Genomic DNA, 26004 nt, shown 5'->3' with positions numbered 1-26004 from the left:
CCCGATGCGGCACAGTTACTTCGTGCCGATGAACACCACGCCCGCCTTCGACGGCGTTTGCGCGAGCGCGTGGATCTGGCTGCCGTTCAACACGCCGATGCCGCTCGCCATGGTGTTCGGATATGCGCAACCGCCGCCCGCGCCGAAAATGAGGGTCACGTCGTACACGTTGCCCTTGGCGTGCGGTTTGATCGTGCCGGTGAACGGGCAGTTCGTGCCGTTGCCGGTGATGTTGCCGGCTGCATCGACGGTGATCGTGACGCTGTCGATGCCAACCGTCGTGCCGATGTTCGTCGCGCTGCTGCCCGTGAATTTGCCCGCGACGGCGGCTTGCGTCGGTGTCGCGTCGTAGCTTGCGTCGTAGTTGCCGTTGAAGTCCGAGCGCGCGCCGTTCGCGTACGAAACCGACGCCCTAAGCCATTGCTTCGCCGAATACGAGCCGCTCAGCACGACGGCATTCACGCCCTGGCCTTCATAGTTGTAGTCGACGCCCGATCCGTTCGACAGATTCCCGTTCAGTGACGACACGTTACCCGCGACGACGCCTGCGATCACGTCAGCCGAGTTCGGCGACGCGTATTCGGTGTAGACGCGGCCATCGTCCAGAATCAGTACCGACGCCTGGCGCCCGCTCACCGTCCCCGTGTATTGCCCCGCTGCCGTCGGGCTGGCGGCGTCCAGCGCGCCGCCGTCGTCACCACCGCCACCGCACGCCGCCAGAATTACGCTTATGCCAACTGTTGCAACAATCCCCGTCTTCACCCTGCTCTCTCCGTATGTCCATCTCAAAATTGATTCGGCGAGGAGTGTAAGTTTTTGTAACACAAATGTGAAGGGTGGATTTACAACAGAGGAACATCGTCCTCTCTTGACAGCAATTTCACGTCGGCCAGCACGTGTTTCATCGCGAGACAAATCTGCCCGACATGCCGATGATCCGTGCCGCAGCATCCGCCGACCACCGTCATGCGCGGCAGCGAGCGATGCAGCGCGCCGTAGTCGCGACCCAGTTCGGCGGGGTCGCCGTCGTCGAGGTCGGGGGCTTCGTCGAGTTCCGCGTGGCTGCGCCTGGACGCGTTCGCGCGCACGCCCCGAATCCGCTCGACCCACGCGCCCTCGCCGCTGAGCGTCGCTTCGAAGTGCGTCGGATGCGCGCAGTTAATCATGTAGTAAGCAGCGTATGCGCCGGTCGATTCGTCGGTGTGCGTGAGCGCGTCGCGCAGGCTTTCGCCTGATGGCAGCCGCCCGTCGGTTTCCAGCGTGAACGACACCGCCACCGGCAGGCCGCACGTCCTCGCCGCCCGGACCACGCCGATGCCCTCGTCCGCGTAGTTGACCGTGAAGATGGCGACCATGTCGGCCTCGGTCTCGGCGAAGGTTTCGATCTGCGGCTGGTGATACGCGCGCGCTTCGTCTGCGCTCATGCGCGCCTCGGCGCGATAGCCGTCGCCGCGCGGGCCCAGGCAGCCGCTGATCACGATTGGCGTCGCGGGCGTCTCGTATTCGGCGCGCACGCGTGCGAGCAACGCGACCGCGCGGCGGTTTGCATCGGCGAGCGCCGCGCCGGAATAGCCGAGCTTTTGCGCCCAGTCCGGGTTCGCGCGCCAGGTCGGCGTCTCCAGCACGAGTCCGACTTTCTCGCCGCGCGCGAGCGCCGCGTAGCGTGCGTAGTAGCGCTCAAGTTGCGCGGTGCCGGCGTCGTCTTTCAGCAAGTCGAAGGCGGCGAAGTAAGGCAGATCGACGCTTTCGTGAAAGATCAGCGTCGTTTCGAGACCGCCGTCGGTCAGGAAGAGATGATCGGCGAGTTGCGGCAGGTGCTGGCGATACTGGCTCATGTCATGGGCTCCTTCACGCGATGACGGCCTTTGCACGATCGTCATCCTTACAGTTTAATAACGATACAGCGACCTCACGATACGGCGAACGCGCGTTCGCCACTAAAGCGTTTTCGGCAACTAACCGGACGAAACGGCCATGAAAGTGCAGACTCGGGCGCCCGTGCGTATCGGCATCCTGGCTTTGCCCGAGACGTCCGCCTCGGTGGTGTACGGGATGTACGACATGTTCATGTCGGCGGGAAGGGATTGGGGCTTGATCGTCGAAGGCGCGCCGGGCCTGGCGCCGATCGCGCCGCAGGTGGTGTCGTGCCACGGCGCGTCGTTCGTCGCGGCGAACAACGTGCGCATCACGCCGCACTCGACGCTCGCCGCCTGCGTCGACGCCGATGTCGTCTGCGTGCCGGAGCTGATGGTGGCACCCGGCGAGCCGCTGGAAGGACGTTTTCGCGAGGAAATCGAGTGTTTGCGGCGCTGCTACGCCGATGGCAAGATTCTCGCGACGGCCTGCTCCGGCGCGATTCTGCTCGCGGAGGCGGGCCTGCTCGACGGCCTCGAAGCGACCACGCACTGGGCGTATTGCGACCTGATGACGCGCCGCTATCCGTCGATCCGCGTGCGCAGCCATCGCGCGCTCGTCGCATCGGGCGACGGACAGCGGCTCATCATGGCGGGTGGCGGGACGTCGTGGCTCGATCTCGCGCTGTATCTGATCGCGCGGCTGGCGAGCGTCGAGATCGCGATGCAGACGGCGCGCATCAATCTCGTCGACTGGCACGACGCCGGGCAGCAGCCGTTTGCGCGGCTTGCGCGCACGCGGCAGGTGGAGGATGCGGTGATCGCGCGCTGTCAGGCGTGGATCGCGGAGCATTACGCGCAGGCGTCGCCGGTAGCGGCGATGGTGCAGTTGAGTGGATTGCCCGAGCGCTCGTTCAAGCGGCGTTTTCAGCAGGCGACGGGGATGTCGCCGATGGGATACGTGCACACGTTGCGGCTGGAGGAAGCCAAGCAGATGCTCGAATCCGATCATCAGCCGATCGAGGCGATCGCCAATGAAGTGGGTTACGAGGATGCGGGGTTTTTCAGCCGGCTCTTTCGACGGAACGTGAGTCTGACGCCAGCGCAGTATCGGAGGCGCTTCGGGACGATGCGGGCGGCGTTGGTGAAGGTTTGACTCAAGCGGAAGTGCCCGCTTCCTCAACCCGATTCCGGCCAAGCGCCTTCGCCCGATAAAGCGCCGCATCGGCAAGCGCGACCAACGCCGCGGGATCATTTGTCCCGCCCGACACCGACGATGCATACCCGATCGAAATAGTCACGCGCTGCACCTCACCCGACGGCCCGCGCATCTCGATCTGCTCGATCGCCTTGCGCGACGTTTCCGCCATCGCGAGTCCAGCACGCCGATCGCAACCGGGCAGCACCACGACGAATTCCTCGCCGCCATAGCGCGCAACGAAGTCGCCCTGACGCCGCAAACACGCTTCGAGCGCACGCGCGACCCGCCGCAAGCACTCATCGCCGGCCTGATGCCCGAACGTGTCGTTGAAGCGTTTGAAATGATCGACGTCGAGCAGCAACAGCGAAAGCGGCTGACCCGACGCCGCAGCCGCCGCCATCGCACGCGGATAGCGTTCATCGAAGGAAGCGCGGTTGAAGATGCCCGTCAGCCCGTCGTGTGCCGCCGATTCCTTCAGCGCCTGATGCGCCGCGCTCAGCTTGCGATAGAGGCCGCTCGTTTCGTACACGAGCATGCCGAGCACCGCGCTCGCGGCGAACATGGCAGCGACGCGCGCCGCGTACCAGCCAATGCTGTATCGCGCATTCGCGTTGAGCGTCAGCGCGACGTCAGCGAGACCGGCCAGCAGCGCGATCGCGAGCCAGAGGTCCATCAGGGTCCGAAGACGCGTCGTGGAGACGTGCAAGGCCAGCGCCGCCACACACAGCGCGACGACCAGCACGGCAACAGGATTACTCGACAGTTGCGTGTACGACGTCCCCGAAATCAGGCTCGGCAGCAATGCGCCCTGGTACACGGACAACGCGCAGAGCACGGCACTGAGCGCAATGGCGCCGGCAATCACCGCGCGGCCGATGCGATGCCGCGCGACGGAATCGTCGATGGCGGGGCGGTACGCTGCACGCACCGCTAGCGCGATCATGACGAGCGTCGGGAAGCCGCCATGCCAGAAGACCCAGATCCAGATCGCGCTTTGCGGTCCGGCACCGAGCAGGCCGCGAGGCGAGAACACGCCGGGGAATACGAGCAATTGAATCGCGGTAGTGACGCTGACGAACGCATATGCGCCCGCGAGTGTCGCGAGGAAGAGGCGGCCTGATATTCGGTACTGCGTCCACAGCAGGAACGCGGTGAGGCCTTCGGTCAACGTGACCCAGGTGGCGAAGATCGGAAGGAACGGCGGGACAACCTGAGCCGGGGACTTGGCATGCGGCCACACGAGCACAACTGCGAGGAACATCGCAGCCGCGGTGCAGGCGGCTGTGATGCGGTGGCTCTTGGTCGTGCGGATGTGGCTGAGCGTCGCTTCCATGAACCCGATGAGATGGCGCGTGGCGCCGTTTCAAATGATCGCCCCGCAAAGAGCCTTGAACGCCTCTTTGCTGAACCAGATAACGGGACGGGAGGCGATCTACAGGCGGGGCAGGAAAACCTAGTTTAGCAGCGGCAGCAGGGTGAAGCAGACGGCGCGGAGCTCAACGTGGAGCCTCATTGCAAAATGGCCCGCACGAGGCGGGCCATTTCCTTTACAACTCGCGCGAACGCGTCGCTTACACAGGCTGAATATTCGATGCCTGCAGACCCTTCGGTCCTTTCTTCGCTTCGAAGGTCACCTTCTGGTTTTCCTGCAGGCTCTTGAAGCCCTCCGCACGGATTTCCGAGAAGTGCGCGAACAGGTCGTCGCCACCTTCATCCGGCGTGATGAATCCAAAACCCTTTGCATCGTTGAACCACTTGACCGTACCTGTTGCCATTTTCATTCCAATAATGTTGATGTGTCGTATCGATGCCAAAGATCGGCGCACCGCCGAAGCATCGTGTTTGAAGCGGTGCGTTTCTCGTGCTTGGGTCAGGAAATCGTATATCGGTTCTGCGGACCGCCGGTGTACAGATTCTTTGCCAGCCCGAGAATCCGCTCGCGGTTGCGATCGAACGCGGCAAGCAGCGCCGGTTCGCCCGTCCCCGCGTCGGGGTTCAGTTTCGTCAGCATCGCATCGTCGACGAGAAAGGAGATCTCGCGCGAATTGTCGTAACCCCAGAAGCACACGCAGTGCCTCGAAGGATCGTAGCTGCGGCTGGGGTTGGGGAAGGTCAGTGCCACGGCGCTCTTCTTCATCTAGGTGCCCAGGCACACATAGCGCCACTTGCTCGCGTTGACATCGAGCCGCGCGTCGTTGTCGAGGCGCTTCTGGGCGCGCTCGGCGTCCGCGCGCTCGAATGCCGTCGCGCGCGCACGCTGGGCAACCGCGTGTTCGCTTTGCTTCGGCTGCGCAGGCGCTGCGGGGACCACTTTGACTTGCGATGTCATGTTCGTTCCGTTTCGAGGGTGAAGAGGTGGGCGCAGTCGATACGGCTGGCCTGAAGCAGCGGGGAGTGCGGCGCCCTGGCACATCAGGCGGCACAAGATGCTGCGGATGATCGATGGAGGGATGGCTGTGGCGCGCAAGCGGGCGCACCGGACCCCCTGAGAATGCACTGATAACCGGCACTACGCAAGCGCTATCTCAAATCATTTTGGATAGCGCGCGCAAGGCGGAGAACGCTACGACGCTTCGATGATGACCTTCAGCGCATGCGTATCGGCGGCGTGGCCGAAGGTTTCATAGGCGTTCATGATGTCGTCCAGGCGAAAGCGATGCGTGATCAGCTTGTTTGGTTCAAGACGGCCCGAGCGCACGGTCTTGAGCAGCATCGGCGTGCTGGCGGTATCGACGAGACGCGTCGTGATCGTGACGTTGCGGTCCCAGAGCGCTTCGAGATGCAGGTCGGCCTTGACGCCGTGTACGCCGACATTCGCAATCGTGCCGCCCGCCGCGACGATCGACTGGCACAGCTCGAACGTCTCGGGCACGCCCACGGCCTCGATCGCGCAATCGACGCCCGCGCCCTCGGTCAGCTTCATGATCTCCGGGACGGCCTCCGCCCGCCCGATATCGATACACGCCGTCGCGCCGAACGCGCGCGCGACTTCGAGCCGGTTCGCGTCGCGGTCGATCATCACGATCTGCGCGGGCGAATAGAACTGCGCCGTCAAGAGCGAAGCGAGCCCGATCGGTCCCGCGCCTACGATCGCCACCGTCGAGCCGGGCTGCACCTTGCCGTTCAGCACGCCGCATTCGAAGCCGGTCGGCAGGATGTCGGAGAGCATCACAAGCGCTTCTTCATCGGCGCCGGCGGGGATCGGATACAGGCTCGTTTCGGCATGAGGAATGCGCACGTATTCGGCTTGCGTGCCGTCGATCTTGTTGCCGAGTATCCAGCCGCCCGTTGCGCAGTGCGAGTACATACCGCGTCGGCAGAAGTCGCATTTTCCGCACGACGAGATGCACGAGATCAGCACGTGATCGCCGGGTTTGAACGACGATACCGCTGCGCCCACGCGCTCGATCACGCCGACGCCTTCGTGTCCGAGAATGCGGCCCGGCTCGCACGACGCGACGTCGCCCTTGAGGATGTGCAGGTCGGTGCCGCAGATCGTGGTGCGCGTGACGCGCACGATGGCGTCGGTCGGAGCGGCGAGTTCGGGCATCGGCCGCTCGTCGAGCGACTTCGTGCCGGGTCCGTGATAGACGAGTGCCTTCATCAAAAGACTCCTTCGCGTGGTGTCGTGATGCGTGCGACTCACTCTATTCGCATGGGGCTCGGAGGGATTGATGAAGGTCAACGAACCACGCGTCTCTTTGATGTGAACAATCCCGCCAGCCGTCACTTTGCGACTTCATTCTTCCCCCATCTGATTTGCTTATCGGCTGCTGTCGCGGTGTGTCGTTGCTGGAAACTTCCTTTCAAATCTGGCGGATAACGCCCCCGACTTATCCGACAGGCCTTACAGCGATCTTCAACTGCACAGTGCGACACCGAAAACGCCGGAAAAAACATCGCAATAGTCATTCCATCTGGTTAACCCGCCCATTCACGGCAGGCCCTTACATGGCTATCTTCCATTCCAGACGGCACTTCGAATCAATTCCGCTTTTCCTGATCGCGAGCGGAACGTGGCTGCGGCCACCGCCCGAAACGCCGCCCCGATAAACAGTTCAGATGCCCCCCGCATGGCACGTCGTTCGCCGCTTTTCAGCGGGACCGCCGTCACGGGGCACCGGTATGAAGGAGTAACGATATGGCACGGATCATCGGAGGCATTGCTGCCTCGCACACCCCCACCATCGGCTTCGCGTTCGACAAGAACAAGCGCGACGATCCCGTCTGGGCGCCGATCTTCGAAAACTTCGCGCCGCTCGCCGAATGGATCGCCGAGAAAAAGCCCGACGTGATTCTCACGATCTACAACGATCACGTCACGTCGTTCTTCTTCGATCACTACTCCGCGTTCACGCTGGGCGTGGGCCCGGAATGGCACGTCGCGGACGAGGGCGGCGGCGCACGCGACCTGCCGCCGATCAAGGGACACCCGGAACTGGCCGCGCACATCGGCACGTCTCTGATGACCGACGAGTTCGACATGTCGTTCTTCCAGAACAAGGCGCTCGATCACGGCTGCTTTTCGCCGCTCTCGATGCTCTGCCCGCACAAGCCCGAATGGCCCGTCAAGATCGTGCCGCTGCAGATGGGCGTGCTTCAGTTGCCCGTGCCGAGCGCGCGCCGCTTCTACAAGCTCGGACAGGCGCTGCGGCGTGCGATCGAAAGCTATCCCGAGGACATCAAGGTCGCGATTCTTGCGACGGGTGGTCTCTCGCATCAGGTGCATGGCGAGCGCGCCGGTTTCAACAACACGGAATGGGACCATCGCTTTCTCGATCTCTTCGAGCGCGACCCCGAGCAGCTCGCCGACATGACGATCGCCGAATACGCAGCGCTCGGCGGCTACGAAGGCTCGGAAGTGATCATGTGGCTGACGATGCGCGGCGCGCTGTCGGCGAACGTGGTCTGCAAGCATCGCAGCTATTACCTGCCGTCGATGGCGGGCATCGCGACCGCGATCTACGAAGGCCAGGACGGGGAGACGAAGCCGGCGGTCATCGAACGGCACCGGCAGAAGATGGCGGTCCAGCTCGAGGATGTCGAGAAGCTCGAAGGCACGTATCCGTTCTCGATCGAGCTTGCGGTGAGGGCTTACAGGATCAACGACTACCTGCATCGGATGGTCGAGCCGGCGCATCGTGGGGCTTTCCTGAGCGATCCCGAGGCGAGCTTCGAAGCGGCCGGATTGTCCGATGAAGAACGCAACCTGATCCGCCAGCGCGACTGGCGCGGACTGCTGCACTACGGCGTCATCTTTTTCATGCTCGAAAAGCTCGGCGCCGTGACCGGTGTTTCGAACCTGCATATCTATGCCGCGATGCGCGGACAGACGCTCGAAGACTTCCAGCGCACGCGCAATGCACCCGGCGCGCTCTATTCGGTGGCCGGCAAGACGGCTGGGAAGCTGGATTGGGAAGGCACGGAAAAAGGCAAAAGCTAAAACGCACGAGCAAGAGACTCAGGAGACAGGAGAAACCTATGACAAGCAGCAAAACGATAGACATCAAATCATTCATCGACGCGCGGCCCATCGCGCCGTATCAATGGCTACTGGTGGCGCTATGCTTCCTCGTCGTCGCGGCGGACGGCATGGACGTCGCCATCATGGGCTTCGTCGCGCCCTCGATCATCGCGGACTGGGGGATCTCGCGCCCGGCGTTCGGCCTCGTGATGAGCGCCGCGCCGATCGGACTCGTGATCGGTGCACTGGCAGCCGGTCCCGCTTCGGACAAGATCGGGCGCAAGTGGGTGCTGATCACATCGGTGTTCCTGTTCGGCGTCTTCACGATCGCGACGGCCTTCACGCATTCGCCGACCTCGATGGCGATCCTGCGCTTGCTCACCGGCATCGGCCTCGGCGCCGCGATGCCCAACACGACGACGCTGCTCTCCGAGTACGCGCCGCAGCGCAAGCGCTCGCTGATGATCACGATCATGTTCACCGGCTTCAACCTGGGCTCGGCGCTGATCGGCTTCGTCGCCGGCTGGCTGATTCCGGTGCACGGCTGGCGCGCGGTGCTGCTCGTCGGCGGCGCCCTGCCGCTCGCGCTGATCCCGCTCCAAATCTGGCTGCTGCCCGAATCGGCGCGTCTCCTGGCGGTGCGCGGCGCGACGTCGAAGCGCATCGGCGCCGTGCTCGGGCGCGTCTGCGGCGAGCGCTTTGCCGGCAATGAAGTCTTCGTCTCGAATGAGCCGCCCCTGCCCACGCGCAAGCCGATCGGCGTACTGTTCTCGCAGGGCTACGGCGTGATGACGGCGGCGCTCTGGGTCACGTATTTCATGGGCCTGCTCGTGATCTACCTGCTGACCGGCTGGCTGCCCACGCTGATGAAGGACGCCGGACTGACAGTCACGGCCGCCGCGAACGTCACGGCGATGTTCCAGATCGGCGGGACGATCGGCGCGATCTGCGTCGGCTGGATGATGGACAAGGTGCGCCCCGCGCCCGTGATCAGCGCCGCATATCTCGGCGGCGGCCTGTGCGTGCTCGGGCTCGGCTGGATCGGCGCGATGTCGTCGTCGCTGACCTTGCTCGTGTTCGCCGCGGGCTTCTGCATGAGCGGCGCGCAGACGGGCCTGAACGCGTTCGCGCCGGGCCGCTATCCGACCGTCGCGCGTGCCACCGGCGTGAGCTGGATGCTGGGCGTCGGCCGCTTCGGCAGCATCTTCGGGTCGGCGATCGGCGGGGCGCTGCTTGGATTCGGCTGGCAGTTCGGCGCCATCCTCGCGATGCTCGCCGTCCCCGCGACGCTCGCTGCTATCGCGATTCTGCTGGCCCAGCGCGTGAAAACCGGCGATACGGCCGCGCAGCCGACCGTCGCACATTGAGAAAGACGGCGCGCACGCCGTCAACCGAACACGCTTTAAGGAAGAACGATGATCATCGATATTCACGGCCACTACACCACTGCGCCAAAAGCGCTGGAAGCGTGGCGCAACCGTCAGATCGCAGCCATCAACAGCCCGTCGGAGAGGCCGAAGGTCTCCGAACTGCAGATCAGCGACGATGAGCTGCGCGAGTCAATCGAAGCGAACCAGTTGAAGCTGATGCGCGAGCGCGGCCTCGATCTCACGATCTTCAGCCCGCGTGCGAGTTTCATGGCGCACCACATCGGCGACTTCGGGGTGTCGAGCACGTGGGCGGCGATCTGCAATGAGCTGTGTTTTCGCGTGGCGCAGCTTTTCCCCGAGCATTTCATCCCCGCCGCGATGTTGCCGCAAAGCCCGGGCGTCGATACGGCGACCTGTATCCCCGAACTCGTGAAGTGCGTGGAAGAGTACGGCAACGTTGCGATCAACCTGAACCCCGATCCGTCGGGCGGCCACTGGACGAGCCCGCCGATCTCCGACCGCTACTGGTATCCAATCTACGAGAAGATGGTCGAGTACGACATCCCCGCGATGATCCACGTGAGCACGAGCTGCAACGCGTGCTTCCACACGACCGGGGCGCACTATCTCAACGCCGATACGACCGCGTTCATGCAGTGCCTCACCTCCGACCTGTTCCGCGATTTCCCGTCGCTGCGTTTCGTGATCCCGCATGGCGGCGGCGCCGTCCCCTATCACTGGGGACGCTTTCGCGGCCTTGCCCAAGAGATGAAGACGCCGCTCCTCAAGGACCATCTGCTGAACAACGTCTTCTTCGATACCTGCGTTTATCACCAGCCGGGCATCGACCTGCTGACGCGCGTGATTCCCGTCGACAACATCCTCTTCGCGAGTGAGATGATCGGCGCGGTGCGCGGCATCGATCCGGAGACGGGCAATTATTTCGACGACACGAAGCGTTATATCGAAGCCGCGCACATCGATGCCGATGAGCGCTACAAGATCTACGAAGGCAACGCGCGGCGCGTCTATCCACGCCTCGATGCGGCGCTCAAAACGAAAGGACAGTGATCATGTTTGAACTGGGAGTGGTCTATCGAAACATCAATCGCGCAGACGGCGAAGTCGCCACGAAGCTCGGCGCGCTCGGATCGGCGACCGTGCACGAGGCGATGGGCCGCGTCGGCCTGATGAAGCCGTACATGCGCCCGATCTACGCGGGCGCGCAGACGAGCGGCACGGCGGTCACCGTCCTGCTGCAACCGGGCGACAACTGGATGCTGCACGTCGCGGCCGAGCAGATCCGGCCGGGCGATATCGTCGTGGCCGGAGTCACGACCGAATCCACCGACGGCTTCTTCGGCGACCTCCTCGCGACGAGTTTCCAGGCGCGCGGTGCGCGGGCGCTCGTGATCGATGGCGGCGTGCGCGACGTGCGCGTGCTGGCCGAGATGAACTTCCCGGTGTGGAGCCGCGCGATTTCGTCGAAGGGCACGGTCAAGGCGACGCTCGGCTCGGTGAACGTGCCGGTCGTATGCGCGGGCGCGCTCGTGACCCCGGGCGATGTCGTCGTCGCGGATGACGATGGCGTCGTCATCGTGCCGTCGTCGATGGCGCAGAAGGTGCTCGACAGAGCGGCCGCTCGCGAAGCGTTCGAAGGCGAGAAGCGCGCCAAGCTGGCCTCGGGCGTGCTGGGCCTCGATATGTACAACATGCGCGAGCCGCTGCAACAGGCGGGATTGCGCTACATCGATTGATCGATAAAGGGCTTGGAAAACATGGGTGAGCACATCACCGGCATCTCGTCGATGGCGACGCGTCAGGTGCTGGCCGAACTCGTCGCTAACTACGAGCGGTTGTCGGGACGGACGGTGGTTATCGAATCGGTCGGCGGCGTGGCGGCTCAGCGGCGCGTCGCGGACGGCGAGCCGTTCGACATCGTCGTGCTCGCCGCCGACGCGATCGACCGGCTTGCTGGCGACGGCCTGGTCGATCCGCAAAGCTGTGCCGGTCTCGCGCGATCGGGCGTGGCGATCGCGGTCGCGACGGGCGCGTCGCCGCCGGATATCGCGACCGAAGCCGCCGTGCGCGACGCGATACTGGCCGCGCGCACGATCGGTTATTCGACGGGGCCGAGCGGCGTTCACCTCGGGCGCTTGTTCGAACGATGGGGCATCGCTGAGACTATCGCGCCGCGCATCGTGCAGGCGCCGCCCGGCGTGCCGGTGGGCTCACTCGTCGCGAGCGGGCAGGTCGAGCTGGGCTTCCAGCAACTGAGCGAGATGATGCACTTGCCGGGAATCGACGTGATCGGCGCGCTGCCGCCGGAAATTCAGGTCGTCACCGTGTTTTCGGCGGCCGTCTGCACGGCATCACGGCAGAAGGAAGCGGCACAGGAACTTATCGCTTTTCTGGCATCAACGCAGGCCAGCTCCGCCAAGCTTCGGCATGGCATGGAGCCGGCCTGACCAAGCCCGCGTTACTTCGGATAGAGCAAAGCACGCACTTCCGACGTGTCGTCCTGCAGCGTCCGCGCAAGCTCCGGCATGCCGAAGAAGCGCAGATACTCGGGAATCTGCTGCACCAGCATCTCGAATCCCGCGTGAGCGGAAATGCCGAGTTCCGCGCATGCCTTGAGCAACGGCGTGGGCTCGCGCGTCATGATGATGTCCTCGACCGCAGCGCCCGCGTCCACGCGCTTCGGATCGAAGGGCAGCGGGTCGTCCTGCTTCAGTCCTTGCGACGTGCAGTTGACGATCAGGTCGTAGCCCGCCGGATCGGGGCTCGCCGCTACCTTGGTCACGCCGCCCGATGCCGCGGCCAGTCGCGCACACAGGTCGGCCGCGCGATCCGTGCTCCGGTTGTAGATCGCCAGTTCGCCGACGCCGCGCAGCGCCAGCGCCGCCGCGACCGCCTGCCCTCCTCCTCCGGCACCGATCACCAGTACGCGCCGGCCTTCCAGCGGAATGCCGAAATGGTCCAGCCCTTTCACGAAGCCGATGCCGTCGAACAGCGCGCCTTCGATTGCGCCGTCGTCAGCGCGACGCACCGCGTTGACGGCGCCCGCGAGTTGCGCGACGGGATCGCAGCGGTCCATCAGGGCCATCATCGCGGCCTTGTGCGGGATCGTCACCCACATCCCGCCGACGTTCTCCGCGCCGAATGCGTTTCGCACGAAATCGGCGAGGCGCGCGGGCGGGACTTTCACCGGCACGAGAACGGCATCGATTCCGTGCCGCTCGAAGAGGTGATTGTAGATTTCGGGCGCGCGTACCTGCGCGACGGGGTCGCCTGCGATCAAGAAAACGCGTGTCGTACCGGTAATGGGCATGGGGCTTGGGTCCGTGTTGGGTTTTTGAGATCGTAACGCGTCAGAAGGCCACCTCCGTAAGAAACCGAAACATCAAAGCTCCTTGACAGGCGCTCTTAAGATATATAACTTAAGATATGTTTTACGACATTCATTTCGGAGCTATCGATGAGACACCATTTTCTGCACCACTGCGGCGAAGCCTTTGCCGCGCATTTGCGCCGGCACGAGCTGGCTGAACGCTTTTCTCAACTCGGCATCGGCCGCCATCGCGGTCACGGCGGCGGCGGACGCTTTTTCGACGGCCCCGGCAACCCCGGCGGCCGCGGGGAATTCGGTGGCGAAGGCGGCATGCCGCGCGCCCGCAAGTTCACCTCCGACGACCTGCAATTGCTGTTGCTCGCCCTGCTGGCCGACCAGCCGCGTCACGGCTACGAGCTCATCAAGGCGCTGGCCGACCGCTCGAACGGTTTCTACGCGCCGAGTCCCGGCATGGTCTACCCCGCGCTCACGTATCTCGAAGAGCTCGGCCACACCACGGTCGAACTGGAGGGCAACCGCAAGCGCTACGCGCTCTCCGACGCCGGGCGCGAGTATCTGGCCGCGAACCGCGAACGCGTCGACCTGATGCTCGCCAAGCTGACGCACTTCGCCCGCAAGATGGATTCGGTGCGCCGCGCGTTCGCTGGCGAAGAAGCCGACGACACCGCCAGCGAAGGCGGCTGGGTCCCGGAGCTGACCACCGCGCGCCGGGCGCTCAAGCGCGCCCTGCTCTTGCGCACCGATGCCCCGCACGACGAGCAGCGCCGCATCGCCGCGATCCTCGCGCGCGCAACCGCCGAAATCGAACAGGGCCCGGCCCGCGACAAGGAATGAGCCAACGATGAACGACGACATCCTGCAAACCCGACCCGACCTCGAAGTCACGCGCGTGCGCCACGCGCTCAAGTTCCGCCTGCTCGAAGTAAAGCGCGTGCAGCCGCTCACGCCGAACTTCGTGAGCATCACGCTCACCGGCGACGCTTTGGAAGACTTCGAATCCGCCTCGTTCGACGATCACGTGAAGGTGTTTTTCCCCGAACCGGGCGCGCTCAAGCCCACGGTACCGGTCGCGGGCCCCGACGGCCCTGTGTTCGATCCCGCGAAACCGCGCCCCGTCGCGCGCGATTTCACGCCGCGCCGTTTCGATCGCGATGCGCGCGAACTGGACATCGAATTCGCGCTGCACGAAGCCGGCCCCGCGACCGCGTGGGCGGCGCAGGCCGCGCCTGGTCAGTTTCTCGGGATCGGCGGGCCGCGCGGGTCGTTCGTTATTCCGGCGCATTTCGACTGGCATCTGTTCATCGGCGACGAAACTGCGCTGCCCGCCATCGCGCGGCGTCTGGAGGAACTGCCGGCCGGCACGCGCGCGGCGACGCTGATCGAAGTCGCTGACGCATCGGCGCGCATCGAATTCGATACGCGCGCCGATCTCTACGCGGAGTGGCGTTATCGCGATGACGCAGTGCATCCGGACGGCGGAGCGCTGCTGCTGGCGTTAAGGGAAATCTATCTGCCGGACGGCGAGGGATATATCTGGGCCGCCGGCGAAGCAACGCTCATGCGCGCGGTGCGTCAGTTGCTTTGCGTCGAGCGAGGGATCGACAAGCGACGGATTCGCGCGTCGGCTTACTGGAAGCGGGGCGCGCAGGCGGTGCATGAGACGCTGGAAGGATGAGGCGCTAGCGTGAATGACGAGCGAAGCGGGCCTGACACGCCGAACAGCAGGTCGCGCCCGTCGAGAGAGGCAGCGTGCGCACCGGACGTCCGCTATACGTGAAGCCCGTGCAGAACACAGGCGACGAATAGTACGCGCACGACGTTTCCATCGCGTCGATGACCTTGCGCAGCAGCCGATGCCGCTCGCCGGGACGGCGCGGCGCTCGCAGCGTCCGGCGGTGTATCGAATGCGGCGGCGCATGCCCGGCGCGGCCTGAGGCAACGGCCGGCGGCTGTCGATGATTATGTACCGGGTGCGTCATGATCAAGTTGTCTGGAAGCGTGCATCGGACAAAAGCCTTTGCAGGTCGATCGCGTCAGGGCGCGTGCCCCATTCGCTCGCGGTCGCCACCGACGCAATGGCGACCCACGAATCGGGCGGATCGAGGTCGTGAATCGTCACGCCATCGACCGAGATGCAAAGATTTCCACTCTCGACTTCATATTCGGCGACGTATTGCGCATCGCCGATCCACTCCGTCGCACGGACGAGCAACTGCCTTCGCATGGGCCTCTCCTTATGCAGCGGCGTGCTAAAGAGGCTCGAGGCATGCTGCGCGACACGCATGGAAGCACGAGAGCATTACTCGACCGACGCCTTGGAATAGCTGAAGCTCGGCAGGCTTGAAAGCGGTGGATAAACGCGCCACGTGCCATCCTTGTGCCGGAAGAAGAACATTCCGAGCGGCGTGCCGATGCCCGGGCAAGCGACGTACACGTATCGGCTTCGGGTGAACTGCGTGCGGCCAAACCTGGCGATCTGCCAGTTACCGGTCCCGCGATCGACTACCCACTTGTGAATCTGTTCCCGCAAAGAGTGCTCACCGTTACGCTTCATGTCCTTCCTTATTGCATCTGCATGACGTCGACGTCGACGTCGAACCCATAGCGTCACATGAATCGACGATTTTCTCTGTACGGTAGCGGGCTGCTCGGGGGTAAACGTGAGCGTCGCGCGTCCGAATCGAGGAAACGAGCGAGACGCAGGGTTCGTACCCGCCGCCTCATCCTACGCGAAAGAGCCGCTCCTCTTCGCTTTTGACGACGTGATAGCACTCGCAGACCTGTGCTTCGACCGCGCGCCGGTTCACGACCGAGATGAGGCCGCGGTTATACCGGATCGCTCCGATGCGCTGCAACTGCCGGGCAGCTTCGGTGACACCGGCGCGCCGCACGCCGAGCATGTTCGCAATGAGCTCCTGCGTCATCCGGATGTCGCTGGATTCGAGACGATCGAGACTCAGCAACAGCCATCGGCAGAACTGCTGTCCGATCGAATGGTGACGATTGCACACGGCGGTTTGCGCCATCTGCGTGATGAGCGCCTGGATATAGCGCAGAAAGAGATGCTGAATCGCGCCGCCGCGCGCGAATTCCTCCTTCACGACGTCGCTGGCGAGACGCAGCGCTTCGCCTTCGCTTTGCACGAGCGCGCGATTCGGCACGGTTTCGCCGCCAGTGAACAACGCGACGCCGAGCAGGCCTTCCTTGCCGACCATCGCAATTTCCGCCGATGCGCCGTTCTCCATCACGTAAAGCATCGAGATGATCGCGGTGGTCGGCAGATAGACGTGGCTCAGGCGATCGCCGGGTTCGTAGAGCACTTTGCCGAGCGGCAGCGAGACGGTCGAAAGATGCGGCGTGATCCGCTCGCGCACCGTTACGGGAAGGCGCGCGAGAAGCAGGTTGGCCGAGGATGCATCGCTGGGTGCATCGTCAGGGCCTTCGGTCGCAGGTTCGCTGACGATCTCCTTGGTGCCTACGCGCGCCACGAGCGTTCTGTGCAACTCGATGGCTTCGTCGCGTCCCTGTTCAGGAAAGAGGCTCGTCATCATCGAACGGACGCTGTCGTGACCGAGGGCGTCCAGGATCTTGATCTTGGTGAGCGTGCCGAGCCTGGTCTTGCCGCAGCGCCAGGCGGAGACCTGCGCGCGAGTCAGGCCCAGATAATGCGCAAGTTGTGCATCGCTTCGAAAGCGGCCCAGCGCTTTCAGTTCGTCGAAGAGTGCGTCCCAGTTCTGTTCCATGATCTAACACCTCCGGGCGTCAAATTCATTTGACATCCGAATCGCTCCGCAGCAGGATGTAAGCGCTTGGGTATCTGTCTTTTGTTGTGTCGCTAATAGAATACGCCATCGGAGTTGCGATGGCGTGCTATGACCATTGGCATCGGTGCGGCGCTCGTTGTTATTGGAGAACCGCCGCATGCCCTCTTCCCGTACCCACATCCAGATCCCTATTGGACCGCTCGGTGAAGCGACATTGCTTGCGCTTACCGATCCTGTATCCGATGCCGAGTTTCTATTGCGGCAACGCGATTTCATTCAGCAGGTCTTTGGGCATAGCAGCTATCTGCATACGCGCGCTCGCGCGATGCCTCTTTCGGACGCGTTTCTCGGCGTGCTCGTGAATCTCATCGATGTGCTCGATGCCAATGCGCCCGACGAGGCGCGGCATTGCATTCATCAGCTCGTTCACGTGCTCAAGACTGTGTCGCCACAGTTGCTTGACGGGCCTTTCGATGGGGCTTCATCCAAGCCCTGAAGTTGCTTTAAACGTTTGATGCGCTTCATTGGGCATCAAATCCTCTTCGCATTTCTCAACGTCAGCACGCGCGTGGATTCACCGCGCCTTTCTCATTGATGCTGGCCCGGCATAGAAGTTAGCGAAATCCAATGGCTACCGCGGCTCTGCGATTGGCCTCATTCTTCATTCACAGCAGCGACGTGCTCTCTCAAACAGGCACCTCACGGTTCGCATCACATGCGAAGCAGCTGATTTGAAATGCAAGCAACCCTCTCACTTTCAAGGATGATCATCATGAGCCGCAAAGTACTGATTACCGGAGCAACGGGCGACACCGGCCGCGCCGCCGTCAAGGAATCCATCGATGCCGGACTGCATGTGCGCGCCCTCGTGCGCCGCATCGACGACCGGTCGGACGCGCTGCAAAAGCTCGGCGCCGAAATCGTCGTGGGCGATCTGCAGAACGTCGACGAGATTCGCGCCGCGATGGAAGGCGTCGATGCCGCGTACCTCGTCTACCCCGTCGCGCCCGGCCTCATCACCGCCACCGCCTACTTCGCCCAGGCCGCACGGGAAGCCGGCGTCGAAACCATCGTCAACCTGTCGCAACGCTCGGCCAGCCGGACGTCGAAGAGTCCGTCGTCGAAGGATCATTACGTTGCCGAGCAGCTGCTCAGCGCGTCGGGACTCAACGTCATCCATCTGCGTCCGACGTATTTCCTCGAATGGCTCTTCTACCCGTGGCAACTGCCGACTTTCCTCGATAAAGGCGTCCTGCGCCTGCCGGTCGGCAAAGGCCGCCATGCCGCGATTGGCGCGGAAGATCAGGGCCGCGTCATTGCCGCGCTGCTGAAAGACCCCAGCGGGCATATCGGACAGACTTATCCGCTCTTCGGGCCGGTCGAAATGGACCACGAGCAGATGGCGTCGGAACTGAGCGAAGCGCTCGGCCGCGAGATCGTCTTCGAAGACATCTCGATCGATGAATACCGCCAATCGATGGAATCGGTGGGCGTGCCCGCGTATATCGTCGAACACCTCGTCGCGGCGATGGATGACTACCAGCGCGGCGTGATGTCAGGCATGAACGACAACGTCGAGCGGATTACGGGCAAGAAACCGATGAGCGTCAAGGAGTTCGCGCGCGCCCATGCGGACCGGTTGAATCCGCAAGCCGTCTAATCGATCAAGGAAAAATCATGAAAGTCATGGCCGTTGGTTCGCTGATTCCGCTTACGCCGGAACAGCTCGCGCACTACATGCCCACCGAAGTCCCCGCCACCTTGCAGTTCTATCTCGATGGCAAGATGGAACAGTTCTGGATGCGGGAAAACGGTGTCGGCGTCATCTTCCTGATGAGCGTCGATTCCGTCGATGAAGCAGATCGTCTGCTCAAGGCGCTGCCGCTCGGTGTCGATAATCTGCTGACCTTCGAGCTCTATCCGATCGTTCCGCTCGCGCCGCTCGGCACGTTGATCGGACATTGAGCACGGTAATCGAAACGGTGGCTTCGAGCCACCGTTTCGCACGCTTCAAAGCCGCCGGCTCATGTCGTACTGATCCCGCTTCTGATTTGCTTAGCCCAATCCATTGGTTCATGTTGCGCACTCGACGCACTAGCCTGAAAACGCAGCGGGCAATGTCGCTCGCAAACAGCATTTCAGGTCATAAGCACATGCGATATAAAGGATACGAAGTCGAGCCGTCAGCAGAGGCGTTGCCGAGCGGATTGTATGCCGCCAACCTGACCATCGGGAACGGGACGTCGCCGCATGGTCGTTCCTATACCTTCGACGACCTCGACTACTTCTTCGACCCCGATCATGCGATTGCCTACGCGTCCCGATGGGCGCGTCTATGGATCGACGATCGGTCCAGGCGGGCGGCTTGAGGCTTCAATCGAATACCACCACTTGCCGGATCGCACGGCCTTCGTGCAGCAGGTCGAAACCGCGATTGATCTCGTCGAGCTTAAGGCGTCCCGTCAGCAGCTTGTTCACCGGCAACCGGCCCTGCGCGTACAGATCGACGTAACGCGGGATGTCCCGCGACGGCACGCACGTACCGATGTAACTCCCCTTCACCGTGCGCTCTTCGGCGACGAGACTCACGGCAGGCAACGGCCAGAGCGCGGTCGATGGCGGCAGGCCCGCCGTGACGGTCATCCCGCCGCGACGCGTGATGCGATACGCCAGATCCAGCGCGCGGATCGAGCCGGCGAATTCGAACGCGAATTCGACGCCGCCCGCGCTCAGCGCGCGAATCTGCTCGAACGCATCGTCCTGACCCGCGTTGACCGTGTGCGTCGCGCCGAGCGCGCGGGCCTGCTCCAGCTTGTCGTCGGCGAGGTCGATCGCGATGATCTGCCGCGCGCCCGCCGCATGCGCGCCGAGAAGCGCGGCCAGCCCGACGCCGCCCAGCCCGATTACCGCCACCGATGCGCCCGCGCGCACCTGCGCCGTATTGACAACCGCGCCGACGCCGGTAAGCACGGCGCAGCCGAAGAGCGCGGCTTCGTCGAGCGGAACGTCGCGACTGATCTTCACGACCGAGCGGCGCGACACGGTCGCGTACTCGGCGAACACGGAGCAACCGAGGTGATGGTTCAACGCCTCGCCGCCGCCGCGTGTGAGACGCCGTGCGCCGGAGAGCAGCGTCCCGGCACCGTTCGCCGCCGCGCCCGGTTCGCACAACGCCGGCCGCCCTTCGGCACACGGCGCGCAGTGTCCGCAACTCGGCACGAACACGACGACCACGTGATCGCCGATCTGAAGATCGGTGACCCCCTGCCCTAGTTGCTCGACGACGCCCGACGCCTCGTGTCCGAGCGCCATCGGCATCGGACGGGGCCGGTCGCCGTTGATGACGGACAAATCGGAGTGACAGAGACCGGCCGCCGCGACCTTGATCAACACTTCGTCGCGGCCGGGCGGCGCCAGTTCGATCTCTTCGATGTGCAAGGGGCGTGTATCGGCATAGGGCGTCGCTGCCCCCATTTCGTGCAGAACGGCTGCCTTGATCTTCATAGCGCTGTCTCCGTATTGTGATTTTGAGTTCTTCGACGCCGACGACATCGGCATGCGGAAAGGATACCTGCTCAGCGATTGCGGGCGCCCTGACCACCAACGCGCAACTTTGACTGGTAGGGAATCAACCGCCGACAAAACGGCTCGCGCCAAAGTGCTTTTCGCCCACGCAGCACTGCCTGTAGGCAGTTGGCTCTTATTTTGCTTTACAGTCGTGCTGGAAGCGTGTCCGTTGCGCTTTTTTGGGCGAGCACGATCCCACCGGGAACAACGGTTGCGGCATTAGCATGCCGACAGGCGCCATTGTGAGCCTCCCTCCGCGCACCACTTACCCGTAGAACCGCCGCCTCGCGCAAAGACCTGCGAGGCGAAATTTATCGATTATCCAAGTAAGGCGCAGGTCAAATGAAACTCCGCGTTGGCTTCGAATTGACCTACACATGTCCGCACGCGACGCCTGCGGTCCTCATGCTGAACACGCATCCGTCGATGGTGGACAGCGTGATCGTTCCCGATCGCATCGTCTTCGATCCGCCCGTGCCGCTCACTCAGTATTACGACGGGTTCGGCAACCTGTGCACACGCATCGTGACCCCGTCGTACGGATCGTTGTCGGTGTCGGCTGAGGGCGTGCTCGAAGTGCCCGATACGCACGAAACCTACCCCGCCGACGACCGCCAGCACGCCGTCGAAGAGCTCCCCTCCGATTGCCTTCAGTTCCTGCTGGGCAGCCGCTACTGCGAAACGGACTTGCTCTCCGACGTGGCGTGGCAAATGTTCGGCGGCTTGCCTTCGGGACGCCCGCGCGTGCAAGCGATCTGCGACTACGCGCACTCGCACATCAAGTTCGACTACAAGACGGCGCGCCCCACGCGAACCGCTTACGGGGCGCACCAGGAAGCGATCGGCGTGTGCCGGGATTACGCTCATCTGGCCGTCGCGCTGTGCCGCGCGATGAATATTCCCGCGCGCTATTGCACCGGCTACATCAGCGATGTCAATCTGCCGCCACCGTATGCATCGCAGGACTTTTGCGCGTGGTTCGAGGCGTACCTCGGCGGCACGTGGCAGACCTTCGATCCGCGCAACAACGCACCGCGCACCGGCCGCGTCTTGATGGCGCGCGGCCGCGATGCAACCGACGTTCCCATCAGCATGACCTTCGGACCGGCGGCGCTGTCCGGATTCGCCGTGATCTGCGAGCCTGTCTGATGCGGCGTCCGCCATGAAGACGTTTCACTGCACGAGCTGCGGGCATTTGATTTTCTTCGAGAACGTTCGATGCGAACGCTGCGGCATCGCGCTCGGGTTCATTCCGGAAACGTCGGACATGAGCGCATTCGAGAAGGCGAAGGACGGATCGTGGGAAATGAAGCCTGGCGCGAGCGACGTCCGCTACAAACCGTGTCGTAACTACGCCGTCGAGAAGATATGCAACTGGATGGTGCCAGCCAGTTCAGCCGATCCGCTTTGCCATTCTTGTCGTCTGACGGCGGTGATTCCTAACCTCAAGGCGCGTCGAAGGCGTTATTACTGGTTCAGGATGGAGGCGGCGAAGCGGCGGCTGCTCTACACGCTCGCGGCGTTGGGATTGCGCGTCGATACGCGGGAAGAGGACCCGAACGCCGGGTTGCAGTTCGAGTTTCTGGAGAACCGTCGCGGCAACAAGGTGCTGACTGGCCACGACAACGGCCTGATCACGATGAATATCGCGGAGGCGAACGATGTCCGTCGCGAGCGCGTGCGGGTCGCGATGGGCGAGCCGTATCGGACGTTGCTCGGGCACTTCAGGCACGAGATCGGACACTATTACTTTGATCGGCTCGTCGCCGGAACGCCGCATCTCAGGAGCTTCCGCGCGCTGTTCGGCGATGAGCGCGTCAGTTACAGCGAGGCCCTGGAGCGTCACTATCGGATGGGCGCGCCGGCGGACTGGGGCGCCACGCACGTGAGCGCCTACGCGACGATGCACCCGTGGGAGGACTGGGCGGAAACGTGGGCGCACTACCTGCATATCGTCGATACGATCGATACCGCGCAGGCGTGCGGGATCGGCATGACGCCCGCGAATCCCCGAGACCCGAAGTTTGCGGCACAGGCGCTCGCGGGTCCGCCGAGCTTCGATAGCCTGATGAAGCAGTGGTTTCCGCTCACCTATGCGATGAACAGCCTGAATCGAAGTCTCGGGATGCCGGACCCGTATCCGTTCGCGCTCGCTCCTGCTGCGGTGAAGAAGCTGAGGTTCGTGCATCGGGTGATCGAGGCGAAAGTGTCGCGGTAGGGTCGGCGCTCTTTTTGAAGGCTTATGCGGAAAGCTTTTGCATCTCGGCGAAGAGATCGGCTTTGCCTTCGAAGCCGATGCCGGGCAGGTCCGGCATGGTGATGTAGCCGCCATCGACCTTCACGCCGTCGGGGAAGCCGCCGTAGGGCTGGAACAGGTCCGGATACGATTCATTGCCGCCAAGGCCCAAACCAGCCGCGATGTTTAGCGACATCTGATGCCCGCCGTGCGGAATGCAGCGTTTCGCCGACCAGCCGTGCTCATGCAGCATGTCGAGCGTGCGCAGATATTCGACGAGGCCGTAGCTCAGCGCGCAGTCGAATTGCAGCCAGTCGCGATCGGCGCGCATGCCGCCGTAGCGGATCAGGTTGCGCGCGTCCTGCATCGAAAAGAGGTCTTCTCCGGTTGCCATCGGCTTGTCGTAGTAGTTGCGCAGCGTCGCCTGCAGTTCGTAGTCGAGCGGGTCGCCCGGTTCCTCGTACCAGAACAGGTCGTATTGCGAGAGCGCCTTCGCGTATTGAATCGCGGTGTCGAGATCGAAGCGGCCGTTGGCATCGACCGCGAGCTTCTGGCCATCGCCGAGCACGCTCAGAATCGAATCGATGCGGCGCAGATCTTCATCGAGTGAGGCGCCGCCGATTTTCTTCTTCACGACCGTATAGCCCCGGTCGATGTAGCTGCGCATCTCGTCCTTCAGCTTGCCGTGATCCTGGCCCGGATAGTAGTAACCGCCGGCGGCGTACACGAAGATTTTGCGGTCCGGCGTGCCATTGCCGTAGCGGTCCGCAAGCAGTTGAAACAGCGGCTTGCCTTCGATCTTCGCGACGGCATCCCACACGGCCATGTCGATCGTGCCGATCGCGACGGAACGCTCGCCGTGACCGCCGGGCTTTTCATTCGTGAACATCGTCGCCCAGATCTTGTGCGGGTCGAGGTTGTCGCCGGCATCGTTGACGAGGGAGGCGGGATCGGCTTCGAGCAGACGCGGAATGAAGCGCTCGCGCATCAGCTTGCCCTGCCCGTAGCGGCCGTTCGAATTGAAGCCGTAGCCGATCACCGGCTTGCCGTCGCGGATCACGTCAGTGACGACCGCGACGAGACTCAGCGTCATCTTGCTGAAGTCGATATAGGCATTGCGGATCGGGGAGCTGATCGGAACGGTCTTTTCGCGGATTTCAACGATTCTCATGGCTGTCTCCAGAGTGATGCCCGCTGGTCGGTATCGGTGTCGGGCTGTAGGAGTCGCTAGGTTATGCGTGAAAAGTGGCGCTATGATTCACTTGTTTTCATTTCATTCTTCACTCAAAGTGAATAACGACTCGGCAACCGACTTCGAATTCTTCATCTTGCTCGCGAAGCTGAAGAGCATGTCTGGAGCTGCGCGCGCGCTCGATCTGACACCGCCGGCAGCGACGAAGCGGCTCGGCATCATCGAGAAACGGCTTGACGCGCGGCTCGTCAACCGGACGACGCGCAGCGTCAGCCTGACGCCCGAGGGCGAAACGTACCTGCGTTACGCGACGCAGATCGTCGGGCAAGTGCGCGAGATGGAGGAAGCGATCTCCGGCGCGCGGAGCGATCCGCAGGGTCTGTTGCGTGTGAACGCGACGCTCGGCTTCGGCCGGACGACGATCGCGCCGCTCGTGTCGGAGTTCGCGAAGCGCTTCCCGCACGTCGAGATTCAGTTCGAGGTCACGGATCGGCCCGTCGATCTGGTGGAAGGCGCATTCGACATGGCGATACGATTCGGCGAACTGCCGGACAGCCGCCTCAGCGCGCGGCGCATCATGAGCAATCGCCGGTTTCTTTGCGCTTCGCCGAAGTATCTCGAACGGTTCGGCACGCCCGAGCGCGTCGAGAATTTACTGCATCATCGTTGCATCATTCATCGGCAGAACGATGATGCGTACGGCGTGTGGCGCTACATCGTGAACGACCACATCGAAGCGCTGAAGGTGAAAGGCGCGCTATCGAGCAACGATGGCGACATCGTCCTGCGATGGGCGCTCGATGGGCACGGGATTCTGATTCGCTCGGAGTGGGATCTCGCGAAGTATCTCCAGAGCGGACGGCTCAAACTCGTGCTGCCGAACACGGTGATCCCTTCAGCCGACCTCTTTGTCTACTATCCGCGGCAGCGCAATCAAACAGCTCGGGCGCGAGCCTTCATTGATTTTCTGGTCGATCACCTTCAGGCACCTTTTGTCCCAGTCGACGTGAACGAGCATGTTCCTGAGCGGAGAAAAAGAACTGGCCGGAAGGTCACGCACTTGGGGCAAGCCGCTTCAGATACTGATCCAGAAACTCGATGAAAATGCGCACCTTCGCCGACAGATTCAGCCGCTCCGGGTAAATGGCGTAGATGTCGGCCGCGGGAAGCGACCAATCGGGAAGCACGCGCGTGAGCGTTCCCGCATCGATGAAGGATTGCGCGTCCCACTCCGAACGCACGAGTACGCCGTGCCCGTCGAGCGCCCAGCGCAGCGTCGCTTCGCCGTCGTTGCTGCTCATCGTCCCCTGCACTTTCACAAGCTCGTGCCGCTTGCCCTTGGTGAAATGCCACGTGCCGTAGGCGGTATCGTTTTCTCGCAGCACGATGCATCGGTGGGTTCGCAAATCGTCGGGGACGTTCGGTATGCCGTGCTGCTCCAGATACCCCGGCGATGCGCACACGAAGCGCCGGTTCGTCGTGAGCTTTCTTCCCACGACGCGCTGATCCGGCAGATCGCCAAAGCGGATGCCGACATCGAACGCGAACTCGGCCAGATTCACCGGGCGGTCGGTCAGATCCAGTTGCACCTCCACATCCGGATACTGCCGCCGAAATTCCGAAAGCGCCGGGACGATATGACGACGACCGAAGCCAAACGTTGCGTTCACCTTTAACAACCCGCGCGGCAATTCGCGGCTGCTGGACACCATGCGCTCCAGTTCCTGCACCTGTTCAAGCAGCTTCGAACCCGTCCCGAGATAAAGCTCGCCTTCCTGCGTCATGGCGAGCCGGCGCGTCGTGCGGTTCAACAGCTTCACGCCGAGCCGCCGCTCCAGTTGGCTCAACCGTGCGCTGATCGCGGGCGGCGTGACGCCCAGGTCCCGCGCCAACGCCGAAAGGCTGCCCTGCGTCACCAGTCGCGCAAAAAACTCCAGGTCGGCGATCGGGTCCATTGTTAAATTAAACTGAAGAGTAGGTTAAGAGAGTCTGCATTTTATCACCC

30 protein-coding genes are annotated in these 26004 nt (G+C 63.1%); 15 read left to right on the top strand and 15 right to left on the bottom strand.

The features are described from left to right. Positions 1–15: 15 nt before the first annotated feature. Together AWB65_RS23200 and AWB65_RS23195 are read right to left on the bottom strand one after the other, a co-directional pair. Complete coding sequence (locus AWB65_RS23200; RefSeq protein WP_087669367.1) at positions 16–762, bottom strand: hypothetical protein; 747 nt, start codon at positions 760–762, stop codon at positions 16–18. 80 nt (positions 763–842) lie between these two features. Next, positions 843–1835, bottom strand: a complete 993-nt coding sequence (locus AWB65_RS23195) for a homocysteine S-methyltransferase family protein (RefSeq protein WP_087669366.1) — start codon at positions 1833–1835, stop codon at positions 843–845. Between the two features lie 139 nt (positions 1836–1974). On the opposite strand from AWB65_RS23195, the gene AWB65_RS23190 reads away from it, so the two are divergent. Continuing rightward, a complete protein-coding gene (locus AWB65_RS23190; RefSeq protein ID WP_087669365.1) occupies positions 1975–3009 on the top strand; it encodes a GlxA family transcriptional regulator in 1035 nt (344 codons plus the stop codon). Position 3010: 1 nt separating this feature from the next. On the opposite strand, the gene AWB65_RS23185 is transcribed toward AWB65_RS23190, so the two are convergent. The 5 genes from AWB65_RS23185 to AWB65_RS23165 all read right to left on the bottom strand — a co-directional run bounded on the left by AWB65_RS23185 (position 3011) and on the right by AWB65_RS23165 (position 6658). Beyond that, on the bottom strand, positions 3011–4387 hold the full coding sequence (locus AWB65_RS23185; protein ID WP_235007728.1) for a sensor domain-containing diguanylate cyclase: 1377 nt from the start codon (positions 4385–4387) through the stop codon (positions 3011–3013). A 238-nt stretch (positions 4388–4625) separates the two neighbouring features. Next, a complete protein-coding gene (locus AWB65_RS23180; RefSeq protein ID WP_087669377.1) occupies positions 4626–4829 on the bottom strand; it encodes a cold-shock protein in 204 nt (67 codons plus the stop codon). Positions 4830–4924: 95 nt separating this feature from the next. Next, a complete protein-coding gene (locus AWB65_RS23175) occupies positions 4925–5191 on the bottom strand; it encodes a DUF1488 family protein (protein WP_087659041.1) in 267 nt (88 codons plus the stop codon). After that, the gene (locus tag AWB65_RS23170) at positions 5192–5383 is read right to left on the bottom strand and encodes a hypothetical protein (protein WP_087669364.1); all 192 of its coding nucleotides are present in this window, start codon (positions 5381–5383) and stop codon (positions 5192–5194) included. 234 nt (positions 5384–5617) lie between these two features. Further along, a complete protein-coding gene (locus AWB65_RS23165) occupies positions 5618–6658 on the bottom strand; it encodes a zinc-dependent alcohol dehydrogenase family protein (RefSeq protein WP_087669363.1) in 1041 nt (346 codons plus the stop codon). 537 nt (positions 6659–7195) lie between these two features. On the opposite strand from AWB65_RS23165, the gene AWB65_RS23160 reads away from it, so the two are divergent. Genes AWB65_RS23160 through AWB65_RS23140 form a run of 5 tightly spaced genes read left to right on the top strand, consistent with a single transcriptional unit; the run spans position 7196 to position 12356 of the window. After that, positions 7196–8497 (top strand): gallate dioxygenase, encoded by a 1302-nt coding sequence (locus AWB65_RS23160; protein WP_087669362.1) that lies wholly within the window; start codon positions 7196–7198, stop codon positions 8495–8497. Positions 8498–8535: 38 nt separating this feature from the next. Next, positions 8536–9885 carry an MFS transporter gene (locus AWB65_RS23155; protein WP_087669361.1) on the top strand — a complete coding sequence of 450 codons (1350 nt, stop codon included), beginning with the start codon at positions 8536–8538 and terminating at the stop codon, positions 9883–9885. 48 nt (positions 9886–9933) lie between these two features. Continuing rightward, on the top strand, positions 9934–10959 hold the full coding sequence (locus AWB65_RS23150) for an amidohydrolase family protein (RefSeq protein WP_087669360.1): 1026 nt from the start codon (positions 9934–9936) through the stop codon (positions 10957–10959). 2 nt (positions 10960–10961) lie between these two features. Further along, positions 10962–11645 carry a 4-carboxy-4-hydroxy-2-oxoadipate aldolase/oxaloacetate decarboxylase gene (ligK, locus tag AWB65_RS23145; RefSeq protein ID WP_087669359.1) on the top strand — a complete coding sequence of 228 codons (684 nt, stop codon included), beginning with the start codon at positions 10962–10964 and terminating at the stop codon, positions 11643–11645. 21 nt (positions 11646–11666) lie between these two features. Beyond that, entirely contained in the window at positions 11667–12356 is a 690-nt protein-coding gene (locus AWB65_RS23140; RefSeq protein WP_087669376.1) for a substrate-binding domain-containing protein, read from the top strand. 11 nt (positions 12357–12367) lie between these two features. Here the strand turns inward: AWB65_RS23140 and AWB65_RS23135 are convergent, their stop codons facing one another. Beyond that, positions 12368–13189 (bottom strand): shikimate dehydrogenase family protein, encoded by an 822-nt coding sequence (locus AWB65_RS23135; protein WP_235007727.1) that lies wholly within the window; start codon positions 13187–13189, stop codon positions 12368–12370. A gap of 177 nt (positions 13190–13366) precedes the next feature. Between AWB65_RS23135 and AWB65_RS23130 the strand changes: the two genes are divergently transcribed. Continuing rightward, entirely contained in the window at positions 13367–14074 is a 708-nt protein-coding gene (locus tag AWB65_RS23130) for a PadR family transcriptional regulator (protein WP_087669357.1), read from the top strand. Positions 14075–14081: 7 nt separating this feature from the next. Continuing rightward, positions 14082–14915 carry a siderophore-interacting protein gene (locus AWB65_RS23125; protein WP_087669356.1) on the top strand — a complete coding sequence of 278 codons (834 nt, stop codon included), beginning with the start codon at positions 14082–14084 and terminating at the stop codon, positions 14913–14915. A gap of 4 nt (positions 14916–14919) precedes the next feature. On the opposite strand, the gene AWB65_RS23120 is transcribed toward AWB65_RS23125, so the two are convergent. The 4 genes from AWB65_RS23120 to AWB65_RS23105 all read right to left on the bottom strand — a co-directional run bounded on the left by AWB65_RS23120 (position 14920) and on the right by AWB65_RS23105 (position 16704). Further along, entirely contained in the window at positions 14920–15219 is a 300-nt protein-coding gene (locus AWB65_RS23120) for a hypothetical protein (RefSeq protein WP_087669355.1), read from the bottom strand. A 2-nt stretch (positions 15220–15221) separates the two neighbouring features. Further along, positions 15222–15464, bottom strand: coding sequence for a hypothetical protein (locus AWB65_RS23115; RefSeq protein ID WP_087669354.1), 243 nt, complete (start codon positions 15462–15464; stop codon positions 15222–15224). Between the two features lie 75 nt (positions 15465–15539). Beyond that, positions 15540–15794 carry a hypothetical protein gene (locus tag AWB65_RS23110; RefSeq protein WP_087669353.1) on the bottom strand — a complete coding sequence of 85 codons (255 nt, stop codon included), beginning with the start codon at positions 15792–15794 and terminating at the stop codon, positions 15540–15542. Positions 15795–15960: 166 nt separating this feature from the next. Beyond that, positions 15961–16704, bottom strand: coding sequence for a Crp/Fnr family transcriptional regulator (locus AWB65_RS23105; protein ID WP_374729759.1), 744 nt, complete (start codon positions 16702–16704; stop codon positions 15961–15963). A 457-nt stretch (positions 16705–17161) separates the two neighbouring features. On the opposite strand from AWB65_RS23105, the gene AWB65_RS35750 reads away from it, so the two are divergent. The 4 genes from AWB65_RS35750 (at position 17162) to AWB65_RS23085 (ending at position 19373) form a co-directional block, all read left to right on the top strand. Continuing rightward, positions 17162–17500, top strand: coding sequence for a hypothetical protein (locus AWB65_RS35750; protein WP_235007726.1), 339 nt, complete (start codon positions 17162–17164; stop codon positions 17498–17500). Positions 17501–17776: 276 nt separating this feature from the next. Then, entirely contained in the window at positions 17777–18664 is an 888-nt protein-coding gene (locus AWB65_RS23095) for an NmrA family NAD(P)-binding protein (RefSeq protein ID WP_087669350.1), read from the top strand. A 17-nt stretch (positions 18665–18681) separates the two neighbouring features. Then, positions 18682–18969, top strand: a complete 288-nt coding sequence (locus tag AWB65_RS23090) for a hypothetical protein (protein ID WP_087669349.1) — start codon at positions 18682–18684, stop codon at positions 18967–18969. A 152-nt stretch (positions 18970–19121) separates the two neighbouring features. Then, the gene (locus AWB65_RS23085; protein ID WP_235007725.1) at positions 19122–19373 is read left to right on the top strand and encodes a hypothetical protein; all 252 of its coding nucleotides are present in this window, start codon (positions 19122–19124) and stop codon (positions 19371–19373) included. 4 nt (positions 19374–19377) lie between these two features. Here the strand turns inward: AWB65_RS23085 and AWB65_RS23080 are convergent, their stop codons facing one another. Further along, positions 19378–20508 carry a zinc-dependent alcohol dehydrogenase family protein gene (locus AWB65_RS23080; RefSeq protein WP_087669348.1) on the bottom strand — a complete coding sequence of 377 codons (1131 nt, stop codon included), beginning with the start codon at positions 20506–20508 and terminating at the stop codon, positions 19378–19380. Between the two features lie 405 nt (positions 20509–20913). Between AWB65_RS23080 and AWB65_RS23075 the strand changes: the two genes are divergently transcribed. Both AWB65_RS23075 and AWB65_RS23070 read left to right on the top strand, forming a co-directional pair. Further along, on the top strand, positions 20914–21720 hold the full coding sequence (locus AWB65_RS23075) for a transglutaminase-like domain-containing protein (RefSeq protein WP_087669347.1): 807 nt from the start codon (positions 20914–20916) through the stop codon (positions 21718–21720). 13 nt (positions 21721–21733) lie between these two features. Continuing rightward, on the top strand, positions 21734–22789 hold the full coding sequence (locus AWB65_RS23070; RefSeq protein WP_087669346.1) for a zinc-binding metallopeptidase family protein: 1056 nt from the start codon (positions 21734–21736) through the stop codon (positions 22787–22789). 22 nt (positions 22790–22811) lie between these two features. Here AWB65_RS23070 and AWB65_RS23065 read toward each other — a convergent pair whose 3' ends face one another. Beyond that, the gene (locus tag AWB65_RS23065) at positions 22812–23978 is read right to left on the bottom strand and encodes a mandelate racemase/muconate lactonizing enzyme family protein (RefSeq protein ID WP_087669345.1); all 1167 of its coding nucleotides are present in this window, start codon (positions 23976–23978) and stop codon (positions 22812–22814) included. An 82-nt stretch (positions 23979–24060) separates the two neighbouring features. Here AWB65_RS23065 and AWB65_RS23060 point away from each other — a divergent pair, with 82 nt between their 5' ends. Further along, entirely contained in the window at positions 24061–25101 is a 1041-nt protein-coding gene (locus AWB65_RS23060) for a LysR family transcriptional regulator (RefSeq protein ID WP_087669344.1), read from the top strand. Here AWB65_RS23060 and AWB65_RS23055 read toward each other — a convergent pair. Next, positions 25052–25954: a LysR family transcriptional regulator gene (locus AWB65_RS23055; RefSeq protein ID WP_087669343.1), complete on the bottom strand. Its 903-nt coding sequence runs from the start codon at positions 25952–25954 to the stop codon at positions 25052–25054. The genes AWB65_RS23060 and AWB65_RS23055 overlap by 50 nt on opposite strands. Positions 25955–26004: the final 50 nt, after the last annotated feature.

The organism is Caballeronia humi (genome assembly GCF_001544475.1).
GTDB classification, from domain to species: Bacteria; Pseudomonadota; Gammaproteobacteria; order Burkholderiales; family Burkholderiaceae; genus Caballeronia; species Caballeronia humi.
Note: the sequence above shows the minus strand (reverse complement) of the source record. Positions and strands in the feature narration are given on the sequence as shown.

What these genes read in the sequence shown, in the direction of transcription:
- AWB65_RS23195 (WP_087669366.1), bottom strand. Translation starts at nt 1,835, where the DNA reads ATGAGCCAGTATCGCCAGCACCTGCCGCAACTCGCCGATCATCTCTTC.
- AWB65_RS23190 (WP_087669365.1), top strand. Translation starts at nt 1,975, where the DNA reads ATGAAAGTGCAGACTCGGGCGCCCGTGCGTATCGGCATCCTGGCTTTG.
- AWB65_RS23185 (WP_235007728.1), bottom strand. Translation starts at nt 4,387, where the DNA reads ATGGAAGCGACGCTCAGCCACATCCGCACGACCAAGAGCCACCGCATC.
- AWB65_RS23180 (WP_087669377.1), bottom strand. Translation starts at nt 4,829, where the DNA reads ATGGCAACAGGTACGGTCAAGTGGTTCAACGATGCAAAGGGTTTTGGA.
- AWB65_RS23175 (WP_087659041.1), bottom strand. Translation starts at nt 5,191, where the DNA reads ATGAAGAAGAGCGCCGTGGCACTGACCTTCCCCAACCCCAGCCGCAGC.
- AWB65_RS23170 (WP_087669364.1), bottom strand. Translation starts at nt 5,383, where the DNA reads ATGACATCGCAAGTCAAAGTGGTCCCCGCAGCGCCTGCGCAGCCGAAG.
- AWB65_RS23165 (WP_087669363.1), bottom strand. Translation starts at nt 6,658, where the DNA reads ATGAAGGCACTCGTCTATCACGGACCCGGCACGAAGTCGCTCGACGAG.
- AWB65_RS23160 (WP_087669362.1), top strand. Translation starts at nt 7,196, where the DNA reads ATGGCACGGATCATCGGAGGCATTGCTGCCTCGCACACCCCCACCATC.
- AWB65_RS23155 (WP_087669361.1), top strand. Translation starts at nt 8,536, where the DNA reads ATGACAAGCAGCAAAACGATAGACATCAAATCATTCATCGACGCGCGG.
- AWB65_RS23150 (WP_087669360.1), top strand. Translation starts at nt 9,934, where the DNA reads ATGATCATCGATATTCACGGCCACTACACCACTGCGCCAAAAGCGCTG.
- ligK (WP_087669359.1), top strand. Translation starts at nt 10,962, where the DNA reads ATGTTTGAACTGGGAGTGGTCTATCGAAACATCAATCGCGCAGACGGC.
- AWB65_RS23140 (WP_087669376.1), top strand. Translation starts at nt 11,667, where the DNA reads ATGGGTGAGCACATCACCGGCATCTCGTCGATGGCGACGCGTCAGGTG.
- AWB65_RS23130 (WP_087669357.1), top strand. Translation starts at nt 13,367, where the DNA reads ATGAGACACCATTTTCTGCACCACTGCGGCGAAGCCTTTGCCGCGCAT.
- AWB65_RS23125 (WP_087669356.1), top strand. Translation starts at nt 14,082, where the DNA reads ATGAACGACGACATCCTGCAAACCCGACCCGACCTCGAAGTCACGCGC.
- AWB65_RS23120 (WP_087669355.1), bottom strand. Translation starts at nt 15,219, where the DNA reads ATGACGCACCCGGTACATAATCATCGACAGCCGCCGGCCGTTGCCTCA.
- AWB65_RS23115 (WP_087669354.1), bottom strand. Translation starts at nt 15,464, where the DNA reads ATGCGAAGGCAGTTGCTCGTCCGTGCGACGGAGTGGATCGGCGATGCG.
- AWB65_RS23110 (WP_087669353.1), bottom strand. Translation starts at nt 15,794, where the DNA reads ATGAAGCGTAACGGTGAGCACTCTTTGCGGGAACAGATTCACAAGTGG.
- AWB65_RS35750 (WP_235007726.1), top strand. Translation starts at nt 17,162, where the DNA reads ATGCCCTCTTCCCGTACCCACATCCAGATCCCTATTGGACCGCTCGGT.
- AWB65_RS23095 (WP_087669350.1), top strand. Translation starts at nt 17,777, where the DNA reads ATGAGCCGCAAAGTACTGATTACCGGAGCAACGGGCGACACCGGCCGC.
- AWB65_RS23090 (WP_087669349.1), top strand. Translation starts at nt 18,682, where the DNA reads ATGAAAGTCATGGCCGTTGGTTCGCTGATTCCGCTTACGCCGGAACAG.
- AWB65_RS23085 (WP_235007725.1), top strand. Translation starts at nt 19,122, where the DNA reads ATGTCGCTCGCAAACAGCATTTCAGGTCATAAGCACATGCGATATAAA.
- AWB65_RS23080 (WP_087669348.1), bottom strand. Translation starts at nt 20,508, where the DNA reads ATGAAGATCAAGGCAGCCGTTCTGCACGAAATGGGGGCAGCGACGCCC.
- AWB65_RS23075 (WP_087669347.1), top strand. Translation starts at nt 20,914, where the DNA reads ATGAAACTCCGCGTTGGCTTCGAATTGACCTACACATGTCCGCACGCG.
- AWB65_RS23070 (WP_087669346.1), top strand. Translation starts at nt 21,734, where the DNA reads ATGAAGACGTTTCACTGCACGAGCTGCGGGCATTTGATTTTCTTCGAG.
- AWB65_RS23065 (WP_087669345.1), bottom strand. Translation starts at nt 23,978, where the DNA reads ATGAGAATCGTTGAAATCCGCGAAAAGACCGTTCCGATCAGCTCCCCG.
- AWB65_RS23060 (WP_087669344.1), top strand. Translation starts at nt 24,061, where the DNA reads ATGATTCACTTGTTTTCATTTCATTCTTCACTCAAAGTGAATAACGAC.
- AWB65_RS23055 (WP_087669343.1), bottom strand. Translation starts at nt 25,954, where the DNA reads ATGGACCCGATCGCCGACCTGGAGTTTTTTGCGCGACTGGTGACGCAG.